The sequence below is a fragment of the Geobacillus sp. Sah69 genome, from assembly GCF_001414205.1.
Classification (GTDB): domain Bacteria; phylum Bacillota; class Bacilli; order Bacillales; family Anoxybacillaceae; genus Geobacillus; species Geobacillus stearothermophilus.
Genome location: NZ_LLKS01000054.1, coordinates 32,897 through 50,254, shown reverse-complemented (window position 1 = coordinate 50,254; position 17,358 = coordinate 32,897). Strand labels below are relative to the sequence as shown.

Here is a 17,358-nt window from a genome sequence, read left to right as displayed (position 1 = left end):
TCTTTTCAAGCCCTTTTTTCCGCCGGCCCGGCAAAAATTCGCCGTTATAACGGCGCGCATTTATGGTAAGATAAACTTGTAAGGCCATTATTTATATGCGGGGAGGAATGTCGGTGAAAGAGGATCGGAATCTTTATGACGTCACGATCATCGGCGGCGGGCCGACCGGGATGTTTGCCGCGTTTTACGGCGGCTTGCGGCAAATGAAAGTGAAAATTATCGAAAGCCTTCCGCAGCTTGGAGGGCAGCTGGCTGCGTTGTATCCGGAAAAATACATATACGATGTCGCCGGGTTTCCGAAAGTGCGCGCCCAAGAGCTTGTCAACCAGCTGAAAGAGCAGATGGACCTATTTTCGCCGACCGTCTGCCTGAACGAGTCGGTCGACACGCTCGAAAAGCAGGGGGACGGAACGTTTAAACTCGTCACCAATCAACAAATCCATTATTCGAAAACGATCATCATCACCGCCGGAAACGGCGCCTTTCAGCCGCGTCGGCTCGAAATCGAAAGCGCTCCCCGCTATGAAGGAAAAAACTTACATTACTTCATCAACGACTTAGGGCAGTTTTCCGGAAAGCGCGTGCTCGTCTGCGGCGGCGGCGATTCGGCCGTCGACTGGTCGCTCATGCTCGAACCGATCGCCGAAAGCGTCATGATTGTGCATCGCCGTGACAAATTCCGCGCCCATGAACATAGCGTCGAACAGTTGATGAAGTCAAGCGTGCACGTGAAAACGCCGTTTGTGCCGGTCGAGCTCATCGGCGATGACCAAGGCATCCGCCAGGTCGTCCTCGAGCATGTGAAAGAAGGCGCGAAAGAAACGATCGATGTCGACGCCGTCGTGGTCAACTACGGCTTTATTTCGTCGCTCGGCCCGATCAAAAACTGGGGGCTTGACATCGAAAAAAATGCGATCAAAGTCAACTCGCGCATGGAAACGAACATCCCTGGCGTGTATGCGGCCGGCGACATTTGCACATACGACGGCAAAATCAAGCTGATCGCCTGCGGCTTCGGTGAAGCGCCGATCGCCATCAGCAGCGCGAAAACGTACATCGACCCGACGGCGCGGATGCAGCCGGCGCACTCCACGTCGCTCTTTTAAGCGGCAAAAAAGCGGCGACCGCCGAAACGGATTCGCCTATAACACGAACGAAAAACAGTACTTGCCAAAACAACAGCCCGACGGAACCAGAATGTTTGACGCAAAAAAAAAACGCGCCCTGCCAAATCGGGCGGAAACCGCCGCCCGGTCGCAGCAGGGCTCGTTTTTCATTGCGCTATTCTTTCGCGGCCGCCGTATCCAGCCGCTCTGTTTGCTCCAAAAGCGCTGCCAGTTCCTCATTTTTCTTTTCCGCCGCCTTCAACCGCCGCTGCAAGCTGAACAAGCGCACCCAACCAAGCATGCCGACAACGAGACCGCCAACAATCGCCGATCCGAAAATGACGACAATGAGCGGCAGGCGGGTTTCACCGGCCAAATAATGGATCGTCACTTGCTCGACATTGGCCACTGCCATAAGAGCGATGACAAGCGCCAACACGAGCGCCAGCAACAAATTCAACTGCCCTTTCATCGGCGCTCCCCCTTCCTTTGACGGCCGTCTGGAAACGGCCTCCGGCGACGGGCGGCTTCAGCCGTTCACTCGGCATTGCCCCGGTGCGCCGGGGACGATTGATACGTTGAACAGCGCATTTCATGCCATTCGGCTAACATTGCTCCGGCGTGCCGGCGTTCGTTGCGGTGCGGAACGACGAGCCGCAGCCGCATGTTGCGATGGCGTTCGGGTTGTTGATCGTAAACCCGCCACCAAGCAAAGACTGCTTGTAGTCGATGACCGTGCCGCGCAAAATCGGGGCACTGTCGCGGTCGACCAAAATTTTAATCCCGTGCTGTTCGAATTCAATATCATCATCGCGCCGCTCGTGCTCAAAGCCCATGCCGTACGACAGCCCGCTGCAGCCGCCGCCATGGACGCCGACGCGCAGGTAGGCGTGCTCTTCTTCCTGCTCCTTCATCATGTCCTTAATTTGAAACGCCGCCGCTTCGGTCAGCGTCACGATCGCTTCCGCCATTGGACTCTCTCCTTTCCATGTTCTCGTCTTTCCAACCGGTCTCGTTTTGCCTCTTTTTTCTCTTTGCTTATAGTATACCGCTTTCCCATCCGGGTGCTCAACCGTTCTGCCCGCTTTCGTAAAAATACACGCCAGTGCACACCGTCTCCGCCGGCCCGGTCATGCGTACACGCCCGTCATGCCCCCAGACGATGCGCAAATCGCCGCCGGCCAAATGGACGACCGTTTCCACTCCGCGCGCCGTTTTGCCGTTCAACACCGAAGCGACGACGGCCGCGCACGCTCCGGTTCCACACGCCTGCGTCACGCCGGAGCCGCGCTCCCAGACGCGGAAATGAAGCTCGCGTTCATTGACGACTTCGACAAACTCGACGTTCACCCCTTCCGGAAAGCGCGGATCTTTCTCGACAAGCGGGCCGAGCGTCGTCACCGGCGCTTCGTCAATGTCCTCGACATAAAAAATGACGTGCGGGTTTCCCATCGAAACGGCGGTAATCGTATATTCGCGCCCGTTTACCACAAACGGCTCGGCGACCACCTGCGCCGCTTCCGGCCCGGCCATCGGAATAGCGCTCCGCGCGAGGCGCGGTTCGCCCATATCGACGGTCACGCTCGCTACCTTGCCGTTTTGGACAGCGACTTCCGCCTCGACAAGCCCGGAGAGCGTTTCAATCAAAAACGAGCGGCCGCGGACGAGGCCGTGCTCATACGCATATTTTGCCACGCAGCGCAAGCCGTTCCCGCAGTTTTTCCCTTCCGAGCCGTCGCTGTTAAAGATGCGCATTTTCACCGGCGCCTCATCGGACGGGCAAATGAGGATCAAGCCATCCGAACCGATGCCAGTGTTGACATCCGACACGCGGCGGGCGATCGCCGGCAACTCGTCTTCCGGCAACGTTTCCCGAAACAAATCGACGTAAATATAACTATTTCCTAACCCATGCATTTTCGCAAACGAAAACGATCGCACGATATGCCCTCCCAAAAAATTTTTCACCTTTTGCGTATATTGAATCCTTTGTGTGGACAAAATGGGAATATCCCCCGTTTTTTCATATACATTGAAGAGGATGCCGCTTGTAGGCATCCTCCTTTTTTCAGTCAAAACATCGGATTTTCTTCCAAATGTTTATAAATATTTTCCACCAGCTGCTCCGGCGTCTCACCGCTGACAAATTCGCCGTTGACGAGCGCAAACAACGTTTCCGCACAACGCGTGCAATAGCTTAAGCAGCTGTATTCGATGATGTCCAAATTCGGGTCTTTTTCAAGCATTTCCATTGCTTTGTACGACCCGCTCGCCAAGTTGCTGATGCAAAATTCTATGACCGGCAAAATCATCGCCTGTTCACCTTCCTGCTTCCCATCGTAGCCGTTTTGCGGCGCGGCGTCAACGGACATGCTCACGAGAAGGGCGCGGAAAAAGAGCGTCCCTCCAGTTTGAGAAAATCAAAAGCGCTGGCGCAAGGTTTCTCAAGTTGAGAAAAGGCGCAAGCGACGGCATGACGCTGAACGCACGACGCCGACCGCCGACAGGGAAGCCGCCATGCCGCTTCGGTTGAGCGCTCTCAGCGCCAAACGATGCGGTTTGTCAGCTTATGCGCCTCCAAGGCGGCCGTCCAGAAAAATTGTTGTTCTTTTGTCACAATTTCGCTATACTTTTTTATGTTTTGGCATTGGCGGCTTACGAAACTGGACACAAGCCTGCCGCATTCGCCAAGCGCCCAGCTCGCCGAAGCGCAGGCGGAGCAAATCGTCCAAGTGCTGCAAAAGCGGTGGAACGGCGAAGAACCACCGAGCGAATTCCCGCCGATCAAGCTGAAAGGCATTCTCGGCTCACTCGGCAAAAAGCACGGCTTCGGCTTGCTCGCCGACCGCCCGCTCACCGGCCGGGTGCCGCGCCTGTTAAAGTCGGGCATTTTGTGGATGTACAAGTACCATCATGGGTATTAACCTGCTGAGCAGGCGGCCGCTTTGGCTTCCTGTTCATTCACGCCAACAAAAGCGGCGGGGACTCCCCTCCTCCTCTTTAGATGGCGTTCACCTGCCGCTTACGATGAGCGGTAGCCGTATTTCTCCATTTCCGCATAAATCGACTTCAGCCGCGGATTGCCTTCGGCCACGACTTCCCCTTCCACGACCACGACCGGGTACACCCAATCTTCCTCAACGATCGTCTGCGCCAGTTTCCGCTTTGCCTCATCGTCAGCGGGCGGCGCGAAAATGTCGACGTACGTCATCACAAACGGCTGGTCGGGATATTTGCGGCGCAGCGCGGCCTCGAGCCACTCATACGTTTCCTTCGACGACGGCAGCTGCACGCACGACGGACAAATGATGTCGGCCCCGTACACACAAATTTCAACCGGCTTGAATGTCATCGTTGTCATCCTTTGCGAAAACAAAATTTATCATTAGATTTTTTCCGCTACCATGATTATAATAAAAAATAGGGAAAGGAGTCGATGAAAATGACGGATCAAGAAATCAAAGAACAAGTGCAAGAAGTTTTAGATAAACTGCGTCCGTTCCTGCTTCGCGACGGCGGCGACTGCGAACTTGTCGATGTCGAAGACGGCGTTGTCAAACTCCGTCTCCTTGGCGCATGCGGCAGCTGCCCGAGCTCGACGATCACGCTGAAAGCGGGGATCGAACGCGCCTTGTTTGAAGAAGTGCCGGGCGTCGTTGAAGTGGAACAAGTGTTTTAATGAAAAATCCGAACAGCGACCGCTGTTCGGATTTTTTTGTCGCCGGCGGGCGGACACCGTCCGCTTCCGGACGACCCCGAAAACCGGACTGCCGCTGGCGGTCAAGCTTCAAGCGCCAGCTTGTAGACGCGGCTGCCGCGCGGCTCGACGGAAAGACGCGCGATGTCGCACGTCGGAAAATGCGGGCGCAGCTGGTGCGCCAGCCGCTCTCCTTGACCCGGTTCGGCAAAGACGAGCACTGTCGGCCCCGCCCCGCTCAGCGCCGCGCCGATCGCTCCGTATTCCTCGGCAAGCGTCTCGGCCCGCGCCAGCTCCGGAACGAGCGGTTTCCGGTACGGCTGGTGGAACAAATCGGCCGCCATCATCCGGCCGGCGAGCTTCCAGTTTTTCGTGAGCAAGGCGGCGACAAGGACGTTGCTGACGGCGCTTGCCTCGACGGCGCGCGCCCGCGGCCATTGGGTCGGCAGCTGCCCGCGCGCTTTTTTCGTTTCCAGTTCATAACCGGGGATAATGGCGACGATCTCCACATCAAATTCCGGCACACGGACGACATCCACCCCCGCTTCGCGGCAGCAACCGATGACCAGCCCCCCGTACAGCGAGGCGCCGACATTGTCGGGATGCCCTTCATAGCGGGCCGCCCATTCCATCTTTTGTTCGCGCGACAGGCCTAGCTCGAGCAGCGCATCGGCGAGCTCCACGCCGGCGACGACCGCCGCTGCGCTGCTGCCTAGCCCGCGCGTAAACGGAATGTCGCTGTACACATCGACCGCGCAGCTCGGCAGCCGCCGGCCGTGCGCGTCCGCCACCTTGTCCGCCACCTCGTACACCAAATTGTCCGTCCCGCGCGGAATGCCGCTGACTTCCGGTGTTTTGGGCGCAAACGACCACGCTTCCGCCAAGCGAACATCAAGCGTCAAGTAACGGTTGACGGCGAGCCCGATCGAGTCAAAGCCGGGCCCTAAGTTCGCCGTGCTGCCCGGCACGATGATTTTCAACATCTCGTCTTCTTTCATGTGCGGACAACCCCTTGCAAACGCTCCAAGACAGCTCGTTCATCATTCGGCAGCACGACCGGCTCAATCGCCGCCGTCTCCAAGGCGATGGCCGGGTCTTTCAAGCCGTTGCCGGTCAAAACCGCTACGACGAGGCTGCCGCGTTCGATTTCGTTCCGTTCGCGCTGTTTGATGACCCCGGCGATGGCCGCGCATGATGCCGGCTCGGCAAAAATGCCTTCCGTCCGGGCGAGCCGCTTGTAGGCGGCCAAAATTTCGGCATCGCTCACCTCATCGATTTTTCCGCGCGATTCGTTGGCGGCCTCGACCGCTTTTTCCCAGCTCGCCGGATTGCCGATGCGGATCGCCGTCGCCACCGTTTCCGGCTGTTCAATCACCCGGTTGCGGACGATCGCTGCCGCTCCTTCCGCTTCAAAGCCGCGCATTTGCGGCAACCCGGTCCCTTTGGCCGCATGGTACTCCTTAAACCCTTTCCAATAGGCAGTGATGTTGCCGGCGTTGCCGACCGGAATGGCGAGCACGTCCGGGGCGCGGCCAAGCTGGTCGCACACTTCGAACGCCGCCGTTTTCTGCCCTTCGATCCGGTGCGGATTGACCGAGTTGACAAGCGTAATCGGCGCCGTTTCGCTCAGGCGGCGCACCATTTTCAGCGCCTCGTCAAAGTTGCCGTCAATCGCGAAAATCTCCGCGCCGTACATCGCCGCTTGCGCCAGTTTGCCAAGCGCGATTTTCCCGTTCGGCACAACGACGAGGCAACGCATGCCGGCGCGCGCCGCATAGGCGGCCGCCGACGCCGACGTGTTGCCAGTTGACGCGCAAATGATCGTATGGCTTCCTTCCTCTTTCGCTTTCGCCACCGCCATCACCATGCCGCGGTCTTTAAACGAACCGGTCGGGTTCGCCCCTTCAACCTTGACATACAAGGTGATCCCAAGCTCTTCCGACAGACGCGGCAGCGGAATGAGCGGCGTGTTCCCTTCGCAAAGTGACAGCCTCGGCGTCGCCGCCGTAAGCGGCAAAAACTCGCCATAGGCGTCAAGCAGGCCGTTCCATGCCATTACCGTTTCTCCCCTTCCACCCGATACGAACTTTGGACGCGCTCGACGATTTCCAAATCGCCCAGCTGCTGCAAAATGTCTTCGTAGTCTTGCTGCGAGGCGTCATGCGTCACGATCACGATTTCTGCCAGACCGTTTTCTTTCAGCGGCAGCTGCAAAATTTTCTCAAAGCTCACCCCGCGCTGCGAAAACAGCGTCGTAATTTTCGCAAATGCACCGACTTGGTCTTTCACATGAATGCGCAAAAAGTATTTTGAGAAAATTTCCGCTGGCGCTTTCAATTGCTTTTCATATTGCGGGGCGACCGCGGAATGGCCGTTGACGCCAAGGCGCATGTTTTTCATCACCGCGATCAGATCGGAGACAACGGCTGTCGCCGTCGGCAGGCTGCCCGCCCCCGGCCCGTAAAACATCGTCTCCCCGACCGCTTCGCCATACACATAGACGGCGTTGTATTCGTTATGCACCGACGCAAGCGGGTGCGAATCCGGCAAAAACGTCGGCTGGACGCTCACTTCGACCTTCTGCCCGTCGCGCTGGGCGATGCCGATCAATTTCATCGTGTAGCCAAGCCGCTTCCCGTAGTTCAAGTCTTCCTCGGTCACTTCGGTGATTCCCTTCACTTGCACATCGTCCAAGTCGATGTCCATCGAAAAGCCGAGGCGGGCCAAAATCGCCATTTTTCGCGCCGCATCGAGCCCTTCCACGTCTGACGTCGGATCGGCCTCGGCGAACCCGAGCGCCTGCGCTTCCGCCAGCACGGCTTCATACGAAGCGCCGTTTTGCGACATTTTCGTCAAAATGTAGTTCGTCGTTCCGTTCACGATGCCCATGAGCTTGGTGATCCGGTCGGACGCCAAGCCGTCGACCAGGCTGCGCAAAATCGGAATGCCGCCGGCGACGCTCGCTTCATAAAACAAATCGCAACGGTGCTCCGCCGCCACCCGAAGCAGCTCTGAACCGTAGACAGCCATTAAATCTTTGTTCGCGGTCACCACGTGCTTCCCTTGGCGGAGCGCCCGCAACAGCCACTCTTTCGTCTCCTCGACGCCGCCCATCACCTCGATGATGACATTGATGTCCGGATCGTCGATCACGTCGGCGGCGCTTGTCGTCAACAATGCGGGGTCGACGGCGACATCGCGCGGCTTATGTACGTCCCGGACGAGGATTTTTTTCACCTTCACCGGACAGCCGACTTGGTGCATCAATTTTTCCTGGTGGTTTTCGATAATTTTCACCACGCCGCTCCCGACCGTTCCTAGTCCTAACAATCCGACCAAAATTGGTTTTTCCATGATTCCCGCTCCTTCTGTTTACGTACAGTAGACATTTGTATTTTTATAGTAGACATTATAAAAGACGATCAGCCATTTGGCAATGAAAAGTTTTACGACAGCTCGTTCACCGGGGTCAACGGCGACCGGCCTTCCAAGACAGCGATGATGTTGTCGCGCGCCAACGTCATCATCGCTCGCTGCGTTTCGTATGTGGCGCTGCCGATATGCGGCAACGCCACAACGTTCGGAAGCGACAGAAGCGGATGATCGGCGGCGACCGGCTCTTTCTCAAACACATCGAGCCCGGCAGCGGCGATCTCCCCTGCGACAAGCGCCTCATAAAGCGCCTGTTCATCAACGACCGCGCCGCGCGCCGCATTAATGAAAATCGCCGATGTTTTCATTTGCCGAAACGCCTCGCGGTTGAACAAATGGCGCGTCTCGCGGGTCAGCGGCGTCAAGCAGACGACAAAATCGCTCTCGGCAAGCAAATCGGCGAACGGGCGGTAGACGGCGCCCAGCTTCTCTTCCGCCTCCGGACGGCGCGAGCGGTTGTAATACAACACATCCATGTCAAACCCTTTCGCCCGCTTCGCCACCGCCTGCCCGATGTTGCCCATGCCGACGATGCCGATCGTTTTATGATGGACATCGGCGCCCGCCAGCAAAAACGGGCTCCAGCTTTTCCATTTTCCTTCTTTCAAAAATTCGGCTGCTTCGACAAGGCGGCGGGCAGTGGCGAGCAGCAAAGCAAACGTCAAATCGGCCGTCGTATCGGTCAGCACATCCGGCGTGTTGCACACAAGAACGCCGCGCTTCGTTGCCGCCGGCACGTCAATGTTGTCATAGCCGACGCCCATGTTGGCGACGACTTTAAGCCCTGAACCGGCCGCCAGCACGTCCTCGTCGATCGGGTCGGACACCATCGGCAAGATGGCCGTCGCCCGTTTCGCCTTTTCCACGAGCACATCGTGTGGCACGGCCATATCTTCATGGGGCCACATCTCTACTTCAGCGATGGCCAAAAGCGGCGCGACCACGTCCTCGGGCAATTTTCGCGTAATGAATACATACGGCTTCGTCATGGTGCAGCCTCCCGCATCGTTTTTTCTAAATCTTATCACAACTTTGGCCGAAAAAAAACGGGAAGTTGTCCTTAGGGTTTAACGGCAGGGAAGCGGTCGTTTTTTCGTTTGGGCCAAAAAAAGCGGGAAGCTGTCTTCCCTGCGTTACGCCGGCGGCAGCCACTCGACCGCCGGCAGGCGGATGCGGTTCGAGATGCCGGCGATCTTGGCAAACGCGGCCAAAAATCGTTCATATTCATGCGATCGATCGAGCAAGCGCCGCAACTCCCCCTCCCGCCTTGTCCGTTCGCTCTCATCCACAGCGATATAATATGCCTCGACACATTCAAAATAGGAAAGCGGAAACAACAACCTGGCGTAAACGAGTCTCCAAGCAAACGGCGACAGCGGCGCCGCATGTTCATACTCTTGAAAAAACTGCCGCACCGCCCGCTGACAGCCAAGTCCGCTCTTTTCGTACAAATGGCGCACCCATTCCGCCAAATCGCGGGCGCAATGGTCATACACCCAGTCGGTCGGCAGCTTCGCTTCGATCCCCCCAACCCACTTCGCCTCGGGGAGACGCTCATGGCAAAATGCCGCGTAATCGATGCGCCCTAGTTCTTCGTCAATCTCCGTGTCCGCCACGTATTGCACCGCGTTTTCCGCCAATCCTAAATAATACGGGAACGATTCGATAAACAGACGATCAAACAGCGACGACGGCCCGGAAGCGAGCTTGCTCGACCAAAACGCCTCCATTTGATCGATCCGCTTCGCCCACAGCTCCCGCCATTGGCCGATGCGCCGGCAGGCGACGATCGGCCATGGACATGTTCTCCCGCATTCATGCATCACCGCCAATTCCCTTCCGAGCGAACGAAAGCGAGCCGCCGGAAGCGGAGCGCGAACGAGCGCCAACGGCTGTCCATTATAGGAAGCGATATACGTTCCGGACGTCGTTTTGACCAGTTCTCCGACGCCGTCCACTCCTTTTGCCCGCAAATAGCGGCTCATTCGCTGGCGCTCTTCCATTTCCGCTTCGCTTTGCCCATCGGCGGGAACGAGTAAAAAACGCTCCTGCCGATGCCAAAAGGCCGCATGCCGTCCGCTTCGCTCCAACCTCTCGACGCGCATGCCATACTGTTCACGCACCCATTCTTCCATCGCCGCGCCTCCTTTTTGCCGAAACCAGTCAATTCCGCTCGTTCCACACCTTCATCTCATCGCCGCCCCATCAATGAGCCGATTCCGCCTCCGCTCCAGCATGAAACGGCCCCATTCACGCGCCTATGTTGATCAGCCAACGCATGGCCGCGGAAAAAGAGGGCTACTTTTTATATATGACAGCGGGCGCCAAAAAAGCCGATGAGCATTTTTCTTTATATGACGGACTTATTTATGACATGATACATATATATAGAAAACGACTTTCTAAAAGAAACAGGTGAAGTTCATGAGCGAATTCATTATGAACAATCTGGAACAAACCGCCCGCCGATGGCTCGAGGAGCGGGGGGTGACGGTGGAAAAAATTGCGGAGCTTGTTTATTATTTGCAATCGAAATACCATCCGGATTTAACGATGGACGAATGCATTGAAAACGTCAACCGCGTCATCTCGAAACGCGAAGTGCAAAACGCGATTTTGACCGGCATCCAGCTCGACAAGCTCGCCGAGGACGGTCGGCTTGACGAGCCGCTGCAATCCATCATCCGCCGCGATGAAGGGTTGTACGGGGTGGACGAAATTTTGGCCCTTTCGATCGTCAACGTGTACGGATCGATCGGGTTTACGAACTACGGTTATATCGACAAACAAAAACCGGGCATTTTGCAATATTTAAATGACAAATCAACCGGCAAATGCAACACGTTTTTGGACGACATCGTCGGCGCCATCGCCGCAGCGGCGTCAAGCCGCCTGGCGCATCGAGCCGCCAACGCCGAATGAGCGGCGGCGCGAAGCATCCATGCAAAAGACGAAATAGCAGCACCCCTCAAGCCAAACACGATTTGTTGGTTCGCATCGATGGCTTTGTTGCTGCACCCGGTCATGAGAAAGGGTGCCCCGAGCCTTTCGGGACACCCCTCTTGCTTTACAGGCGCTCCATCCATTCGCGGAGCGAATCAGCCGTATAGGTCGGCTGCCGTTCGTAGCGGGCGAGCATCTCTTTCGTCGTGACGCCCGTATGGACGAGCAGCGTATCGATGCCCGCGTTCATGCCGGCTAAAATATCCGTCTCGTAATAGTCGCCGATCATCAACACATCTTCCTTCGGAACTCCAAGCACCTTAAGCGCCTGCTCCATAATGATGTTTTCCGGCTTGCCGATAAACGTTGGCTTCACTTGCGTCGAAACGGCGACGACGGACGTGATGGCGCCGTTGCCCGGCAGCAGCCCGCGCTCGGTCGGCAAGGCGATGTCGCCGTTTGTCGAAATGAACATCGCCCCGTTGCGGACGGCAAGGCACGCGATGGCAAGCTTCTCGTACGTCAGCTGGCGGTCGATGCCGATGACCACCACGTCTGCGTCCTCCCCAGCGAAGCGGAACCCTTTTTCCGCCAACGCGGTGCGGATCCCTTCCTCGCCGATGACATAAACGGACGCGTCCGGCTTTCGCTCAAAAATGTAGTTCGCCGTCGCCTGGCTTGTTGTGAAGACATGCCTCTCTTCCGCCGGCACGCCGAATGAGCGCAATTTTTCCGCCACTTGCGCCGGCGTGCGCGACGAGTTGTTCGTGACAAACAAATACGGGAGGCTGCGGCGGTGCAGCTCGTTCACAAACTCGCGCGCCTCGGCGATGCATTCTGTGCCGCGGTACATTGTCCCGTCCAAGTCAAGCAAATAGCCTTTGTATCGTTTCAACGGTTGTCAGTCTCCTTTCCATCCATCGATTCGCTGCCAAACGCCGACACCGGGCCGAGCTCGCTTTCCAAGTAATGACGCACCGCCTTCGGGTACGCCTCAAGCGCCGGCAGCTGTTCGTTCAAATCCGCGAGCAGTTTCGCGTGATCGACGTTCGTATAGTTTTGGACGAGCGCTTTCCGGTGGGCGATGAACGCTTTCAGCCGCTCGCCGTCCTCAGCCGAAATCACCTGCTCGTCAGTCAAAATGTCAATAATGTCGTTATAGCTCCCCGGGTCGCGCATAATAAAGCCGTCAATCATCGCGTTGCCGACATCGAGCACCGCCTCGATGAGGACATGAGCGATCCGCTCGAGCGCCAGCCGCTCAAGCGCGCCGTCCCAGTGGCGCTGCGCTTTGTAGTGCGCCATCAGTTGCTCCATGCAGCGAAGCCGCTCTTCCAATTTGTTTTGGTCGACAAAATACATGGCTCGTCCTCCTTTTTTCTTCCCCGCCTTCCTCCCTTTTTCGCCGTTCGTCTGCTATGATGGACATAGGCGAAAAATAAAGGGAGGAATGGAGATGAGGGAACGGTTTTACTTATACGATGATACGGTCGAGGCAGCGGTCCGGTTCGTCAGCTTTGTCGGCGAGCGGCAGCGGTTCGATTTGGCGTTAATTGAAACTGACCGCTTTTATGGGAAATATTTGGTGCTGGATTTGCAAAGCAACCGGTTTGCCATTCTTGGCCGCGACGATTTGGAGGAGCCGGGCTATATCGAACGCGCCTATGCACTCAGCGAACAAGACGCCGATGAGCTGCGCGCCTTTTTGGACGAATGCCTTTCATAACCTTCCTCGGTTTTGGACATCTTATGAAACACCCCGACAGCAAGGAAGGTGAGACGAATGGCGGAACGAGAACAATATGCCGACTTTTCCGTCGTCGAAAAACAGCGCAACTTTTTAACCGCCGAAGAATTCCCGGAAGGTCCGTACGGCTCGCCGCGCCGCGATGACGCCCTGGTCGAGAACAAAAGCACGCCGTGGAAGGAAGGGCAGCGCCATTACAGCGCCTTCAACTATGAGTTCAAATCGTTTCACCAAAACATTCCAAGGCGCGATCCGGCCTCCCATCCGCCGCACGACGACCCGCGCCAAAGCGAGCAGTTTCCATACAACGAAGGCGAATGACGTGCGGCCGCCCGGCAGCGGGCGGCTGCCGCCTTTACCGCTTCACCTTGCGCAACACAAAATAGGCGCACCCAAAATTGCAATATTCATACAAATACTCGGACAGCGTGCTGATTTTCGTATCATACGTCGCCTTTTGGTTATGGTCATCGAAAAACCCGCGCAGGCGAAGCTGATTGTATCCCCAATCGCCGACAATGTAGTCGTACTTCCCTAAAATATCGGCGTATCGGGCGCGAAACGCCTCTTCGTTAAACGCGTTTTTGACGTTTTCAACCAGTTCATAACAATGGTTGTTAACGCAAATCACCGCTCTCACCTCGCCTTTCCACTTTCATCATAAACGATGAACCGCACCCAATCAATTACTGTTATCAAACAGCGAACCGCGTGCCACCCTAAAAGCGAGGGGGGGGCTGACGATGAACCGATGTTGGATCGCCGCCGCGTTCGGAACGGCGATCGCCCTAGCCGGCTGCGCGCAGACGGCGCAGGACGAAAACACCGACGTCTACAAACGGAGCGGCAATACGATCAATGTGACCGACCGCAATGAGCTGTACAACGAAAACGGGGTGCCAAACGGCGATGACACGCCGATGAACAACTTCGGCTACGTCCGCCATCAAAAAAGCCCGATCCTCGGCGATGCAAACGGCTATAACGACATGCCGTCGTTCAACCGCGAGCAAGCCGCCGATTTAATCAGCAAACTGTGCACGCAGCTGCCGGGCGTCAACGACGTCGCCACGCTCGTCACCGATGAAGAGGTGCTTGTCGTCTATGACGCCGACACAAAAAATCGGCAGCAAACCGCCGACCAAGTGAAAAAGACAGCGCTGTCCGTCGTTCCCCGCTACTACCATGTGTATATCGCCGACAATCCACAGCTGATGAAAGACATTGAGCGCTTCGGGCTCCTTGATTCGAACGCGCGCAATATCGACCAACTTCTCGATGCCACGATTCAGCGGATGTTGAAATATCCGCAAGGGAAAAAGCTGAGCGACGGGGAAAATGAAAACGGCGAAATGATCAACGAGACAAACGATCACCTCGACCGCGACTTCCGCGACGGCACGCCGCGGCCGACGTCGGCCGGACGGTAGCGAAAGAAAACGGTCTGCCTGCTTCTTAAAGAGGCACGACCGTTTCTTTTTTCCGGCAACAAAAGCCGCCAGTCAAAGTGTTTGCCGCCTAGGCGCGATGCCCGCATCTCCCCTCGCAGGCTGTTTGGCGGCAGCGAGGGGGGCGGACGCCGGCTTTGACTCCGCAAGCCCGGGCGCCTGCCATCTTCACGCCTTCAGCTGCCGCGCTTTCGCCGCTTCGTTCACCTGCTCGTCGGCATGGTACGACGAACGGACGAGCGGACCGGCCTCGCAATGGCTGAACCCTTTGCTCAGCGCGATTTCTTTCAGCTCTTGGAATTCGTCCGGATGGTAATATTTGACGACTTTCAAATGTTTTTTCGTCGGCTGCAAATATTGGCCGATCGTCAAAATGTCGACATGGTTGGCGCGCAAATCGTCCATCGCTTCGATAATTTCCTCTTTCGTTTCCCCAAGGCCGACCATGATGCTCGATTTCGTCGGAATGTCCGGCTGCAGTTCTTTCGCGCGCCGCAAAAACTCAAGCGAGCGTTCATACGTCGCCCGGGCGCGCACTCTCGGCGTCAGACGGCGCACCGTTTCGATGTTATGGTTTAAAATATCGGGACGGGCGTCCATCAGCGTTTTTAAGTTTTCATACACGCCGCCCATATCCGATGGCAGCACTTCAATCGTCGTAAACGGATTTTTCCGGCGGATGGCACGCACCGTTTCCGCAAACACCGCCGCCCCGCCGTCTTTGAGGTCATCGCGGGCGACGGCCGTAACGACGACGTGTTTTAAATTCATGATGCGCACCGACTCGGCGACGCGTTCCGGCTCTTGCCAGTCAAGCTCGGTCGGGAGCCCGGTTTTGACGGCGCAAAAGCGGCAGGCGCGCGTGCAGACGCTGCCCAAAATCATAAACGTCGCCGTCCGCCTTACCGCCCAGCACTCATGAATGTTCGGGCACTTCGCCTCTTCGCACACAGTATGTAAACGGTTTTCTCGCATCAGCTTCTTCAATCCGATATAATGTTCATTCGTGTTCAGTTTAATCTTCAGCCAGTCCGGCTTGCGGACATGTTCTTCGTTTGTTGCCATCGTTCTCACTCCACTTGTCGAGGATTGTTCCATTTTCATTATAAATGAAAAACGCGAAAAAACACAAAAAAATAAGCCGCTTTCCTCTTTTTAACATTTATGAATCGCCTGTTTCTCCCCAAACTAAACATATGAAATGGGCGAAAAGGGGGGATTCCACGTGCACCGATGGTTTGTCGCCCTATGGGTGGCGACGGTGTTGTTCATAGCAGCCAGCGCGGCTTCCGCGGCGGAAAACGACGACGCAGTATACGAACAGCGCATGGAGCTGTATAAAAAAGCGGAGACGGTTTCGCTCATTCCATGGTATTACTTTGCCGCCATCGACCAGTATGAACGGAACATCCGGCAAGCGCGCCGCGACTTGCCAAAACCAACCGGCGTCCTCGGCATTTATATGAAACCGGACGTATGGGCCGGACCGCTGAACAAAAATCCGCACGATACGAACCCGTTTACGATTTCCCAGTTTGGCGGGCTCGGTGTGGACGGAGACGGGGACGGCAAGGCGCGGGCGGATGACGACGACGACGTCATCATGGCCATGGCGCGCTATTTGCAGACATACGGCATCGATCATCGCCATATTAAAATCGCGCTTTGGAACTATTACCAGCGTTCCAAAACGGTGGATTTGATTTTAGGAAAAGTGAAGATTTACAAAAAATACAAGACATTGAAACTGGATGACCATGTCTTTCCGCTCCCGTTGCGGGCGAATTACAGCTACCGCGACACGTGGGGCGATGCGCGCGGCTGGGGCGGGCGCCGCATTCATGAAGGAACCGACATTTTCGCCGGCTACGGCGTGCCGGTCCGCTCGACGTGCTATGGCATTGTCGAACTGAAAGGATGGAATAAATACGGCGGCTGGCGCGTCGGCATCCGCGACATCAACAACACGTACCATTATTTTGCCCATTTGAACGGCTTTGCCGCCGGGCTTCGCGAAGGGCAAATCGTCGAGCCGGGCACGATCATCGGCTCGGTCGGCAGCTCCGGCTACGGACCGCCGGGCACCGCTGGAAAGTTCCCGCCCCACCTCCATTACGGCATGTACAAAGACAACGGCTATACGGAGTGGGCGTTTGACCCGTATCCGCACTTGAAAGCGTGGGAGCGGGCCGAGCGGCAGCAACAGCGGCGCCGCTAGCAGCGGCGGCTGGACAAAAAAGAGGCCGATGTCGGCCTCTTTTCGTCTTTCTGCTTTCGTTAATGCCCGCCCAAATACGCCTGTTTCACTTGCTCGCTCGCCTGCAGCTCGCTCGCCGCCCCCGACAGGACGACGCGCCCGGATTCGATGACGTAGGCGCGGTCGGCGATGGAGAGCGCCATGTGGGCGTTTTGTTCGACAAGCAAAATCGTCGTTCCCGATTCGTTGATTTCCTGAATGATGCGGAAAATCGTCTTCACCAGCAGCGGCGCGAGCCCCATCGACGGTTCGTCAAGCAAGAGCAGCTTCGGGCGCGCCATGAGCGCACGGCCGATGGCGAGCATCTGCTGCTCGCCGCCCGAAAGCGTGCCGGCCAGCTGCTTGCGCCGCTCCTCGAGGCGCGGGAACAGCTGAAAGACTTTGGCAAAGTCTTGTTGAATGCCGTCTTTGTCTTTGCGCAAAAACGCGCCAAGCTCCAAGTTTTCCTCGACCGTCATATTGGCGAACACGCGCCGCCCTTCCGGCACGTGGGAAATGCCTTGCTTGACGATCGTTTGCGCCGCCTTGCCGGCGATCGAAGCCCCTTCGTAGACGATGTCGCCACTTTTCGGCTTCAACAAGCCGGAGATCGTTTTTAGCAGCGTCGTTTTGCCGGCGCCGTTTGCGCCGATCAGCGTGACGATCTCGCCTTTGTTCACCTCAAGCGATACGCCTTTTAAGGCATGAATGTTGCCGTAAAACACATCGATTGCCTCCACTTTCAACAC

The 17,358-nt window shown here is 56.7% G+C and carries 22 protein-coding genes and 1 pseudogene; 8 read left to right on the top strand and 15 right to left on the bottom strand.

What is annotated here, in order from left to right:
• Positions 1–107 precede the first annotated feature (107 nt).
• Positions 108–1,106, top strand: coding sequence for an NAD(P)/FAD-dependent oxidoreductase (locus tag AP057_RS12875; RefSeq protein WP_183084032.1), 999 nt, complete (start codon positions 108–110; stop codon positions 1,104–1,106).
• A gap of 175 nt (positions 1,107–1,281) precedes the next feature.
• Here the strand turns inward: AP057_RS12875 and AP057_RS12870 are convergent, their stop codons facing one another.
• The 4 genes from AP057_RS12870 to AP057_RS12855 form a co-directional block, all read right to left on the bottom strand.
• Positions 1,282–1,578, bottom strand: a complete 297-nt coding sequence (locus AP057_RS12870; RefSeq protein ID WP_033010407.1) for a lipopolysaccharide assembly LapA domain-containing protein — start codon at positions 1,576–1,578, stop codon at positions 1,282–1,284.
• A 133-nt stretch (positions 1,579–1,711) separates the two neighbouring features.
• Entirely contained in the window at positions 1,712–2,077 is a 366-nt protein-coding gene (locus tag AP057_RS12865) for an iron-sulfur cluster assembly accessory protein (protein WP_033010406.1), read from the bottom strand.
• A gap of 97 nt (positions 2,078–2,174) precedes the next feature.
• Positions 2,175–3,047 carry a diaminopimelate epimerase gene (dapF, locus tag AP057_RS12860; RefSeq protein WP_033016358.1) on the bottom strand — a complete coding sequence of 291 codons (873 nt, stop codon included), beginning with the start codon at positions 3,045–3,047 and terminating at the stop codon, positions 2,175–2,177.
• A gap of 131 nt (positions 3,048–3,178) precedes the next feature.
• A complete protein-coding gene (locus tag AP057_RS12855) occupies positions 3,179–3,418 on the bottom strand; it encodes a YuzB family protein (RefSeq protein ID WP_033016359.1) in 240 nt (79 codons plus the stop codon).
• Between the two features lie 360 nt (positions 3,419–3,778).
• Here AP057_RS12855 and AP057_RS12850 point away from each other — a divergent pair.
• A pseudogene (locus AP057_RS12850) lies at positions 3,779–4,030 on the top strand (NAD(P)/FAD-dependent oxidoreductase); the annotation flags it as partial.
• Between the two features lie 98 nt (positions 4,031–4,128).
• Here AP057_RS12850 and AP057_RS12845 read toward each other — a convergent pair.
• On the bottom strand, positions 4,129–4,458 hold the full coding sequence (locus AP057_RS12845; RefSeq protein ID WP_033010402.1) for a DUF1462 family protein: 330 nt from the start codon (positions 4,456–4,458) through the stop codon (positions 4,129–4,131).
• Between the two features lie 84 nt (positions 4,459–4,542).
• Here AP057_RS12845 and AP057_RS12840 point away from each other — a divergent pair, with 84 nt between their 5' ends.
• Positions 4,543–4,785, top strand: coding sequence for a NifU family protein (locus AP057_RS12840; RefSeq protein ID WP_225995604.1), 243 nt, complete (start codon positions 4,543–4,545; stop codon positions 4,783–4,785).
• Positions 4,786–4,886: 101 nt separating this feature from the next.
• On the opposite strand, the gene thrB is transcribed toward AP057_RS12840, so the two are convergent.
• From thrB to yutH, 5 genes are all read right to left on the bottom strand, one after another.
• The gene (gene thrB, locus AP057_RS12835) at positions 4,887–5,801 is read right to left on the bottom strand and encodes a homoserine kinase (protein WP_055358902.1); all 915 of its coding nucleotides are present in this window, start codon (positions 5,799–5,801) and stop codon (positions 4,887–4,889) included.
• The gene (gene thrC / locus AP057_RS12830) at positions 5,798–6,859 is read right to left on the bottom strand and encodes a threonine synthase (protein ID WP_033010398.1); all 1,062 of its coding nucleotides are present in this window, start codon (positions 6,857–6,859) and stop codon (positions 5,798–5,800) included. Before thrC ends, thrB begins: the two co-directional genes overlap by 4 nt.
• Complete coding sequence (locus tag AP057_RS12825) at positions 6,859–8,157, bottom strand: homoserine dehydrogenase (protein WP_055358901.1); 1,299 nt, start codon at positions 8,155–8,157, stop codon at positions 6,859–6,861. The genes thrC and AP057_RS12825 overlap by 1 nt, the downstream gene beginning before the upstream one ends.
• 92 nt (positions 8,158–8,249) lie before the next feature.
• Positions 8,250–9,224, bottom strand: coding sequence for a D-glycerate dehydrogenase (locus tag AP057_RS12820; RefSeq protein ID WP_055358900.1), 975 nt, complete (start codon positions 9,222–9,224; stop codon positions 8,250–8,252).
• A gap of 144 nt (positions 9,225–9,368) precedes the next feature.
• The gene (gene yutH / locus AP057_RS12815) at positions 9,369–10,370 is read right to left on the bottom strand and encodes a spore coat putative kinase YutH (protein ID WP_055358899.1); all 1,002 of its coding nucleotides are present in this window, start codon (positions 10,368–10,370) and stop codon (positions 9,369–9,371) included.
• A gap of 289 nt (positions 10,371–10,659) precedes the next feature.
• On the opposite strand from yutH, the gene AP057_RS12810 reads away from it, so the two are divergent.
• Entirely contained in the window at positions 10,660–11,157 is a 498-nt protein-coding gene (locus tag AP057_RS12810) for a phosphatidylglycerophosphatase A (protein ID WP_055358898.1), read from the top strand.
• A 145-nt stretch (positions 11,158–11,302) separates the two neighbouring features.
• On the opposite strand, the gene AP057_RS12805 is transcribed toward AP057_RS12810, so the two are convergent.
• Positions 11,303–12,073 (bottom strand): TIGR01457 family HAD-type hydrolase, encoded by a 771-nt coding sequence (locus AP057_RS12805; protein WP_033016323.1) that lies wholly within the window; start codon positions 12,071–12,073, stop codon positions 11,303–11,305.
• The gene (locus tag AP057_RS12800) at positions 12,070–12,540 is read right to left on the bottom strand and encodes a DUF86 domain-containing protein (RefSeq protein ID WP_055358897.1); all 471 of its coding nucleotides are present in this window, start codon (positions 12,538–12,540) and stop codon (positions 12,070–12,072) included. The genes AP057_RS12805 and AP057_RS12800 overlap by 4 nt, the downstream gene beginning before the upstream one ends.
• 94 nt (positions 12,541–12,634) lie before the next feature.
• Here AP057_RS12800 and AP057_RS12795 point away from each other — a divergent pair, with 94 nt between their 5' ends.
• Complete coding sequence (locus AP057_RS12795; protein ID WP_049624155.1) at positions 12,635–12,904, top strand: DUF3055 domain-containing protein; 270 nt, start codon at positions 12,635–12,637, stop codon at positions 12,902–12,904.
• A 57-nt stretch (positions 12,905–12,961) separates the two neighbouring features.
• A complete protein-coding gene (locus AP057_RS12790) occupies positions 12,962–13,246 on the top strand; it encodes a hypothetical protein (RefSeq protein ID WP_033010390.1) in 285 nt (94 codons plus the stop codon).
• Positions 13,247–13,280: 34 nt separating this feature from the next.
• Here the strand turns inward: AP057_RS12790 and AP057_RS12785 are convergent, their stop codons facing one another.
• The gene (locus AP057_RS12785; protein WP_055358896.1) at positions 13,281–13,556 is read right to left on the bottom strand and encodes a YutD-like domain-containing protein; all 276 of its coding nucleotides are present in this window, start codon (positions 13,554–13,556) and stop codon (positions 13,281–13,283) included.
• Between the two features lie 112 nt (positions 13,557–13,668).
• Here AP057_RS12785 and AP057_RS12780 point away from each other — a divergent pair, with 112 nt between their 5' ends.
• Positions 13,669–14,355, top strand: coding sequence for a YhcN/YlaJ family sporulation lipoprotein (locus AP057_RS12780; protein WP_055358895.1), 687 nt, complete (start codon positions 13,669–13,671; stop codon positions 14,353–14,355).
• A 186-nt stretch (positions 14,356–14,541) separates the two neighbouring features.
• On the opposite strand, the gene lipA is transcribed toward AP057_RS12780, so the two are convergent.
• The gene (gene lipA, locus AP057_RS12775; protein ID WP_033010386.1) at positions 14,542–15,438 is read right to left on the bottom strand and encodes a lipoyl synthase; all 897 of its coding nucleotides are present in this window, start codon (positions 15,436–15,438) and stop codon (positions 14,542–14,544) included.
• Between the two features lie 196 nt (positions 15,439–15,634).
• On the opposite strand from lipA, the gene AP057_RS12770 reads away from it, so the two are divergent.
• Positions 15,635–16,591, top strand: coding sequence for a M23 family metallopeptidase (locus AP057_RS12770; protein ID WP_235468564.1), 957 nt, complete (start codon positions 15,635–15,637; stop codon positions 16,589–16,591).
• Positions 16,592–16,650: 59 nt separating this feature from the next.
• Here AP057_RS12770 and AP057_RS12765 read toward each other — a convergent pair whose 3' ends face one another.
• Positions 16,651–17,358 carry an ABC transporter ATP-binding protein gene (locus tag AP057_RS12765; protein WP_033016329.1) on the bottom strand — a complete coding sequence of 236 codons (708 nt, stop codon included), beginning with the start codon at positions 17,356–17,358 and terminating at the stop codon, positions 16,651–16,653.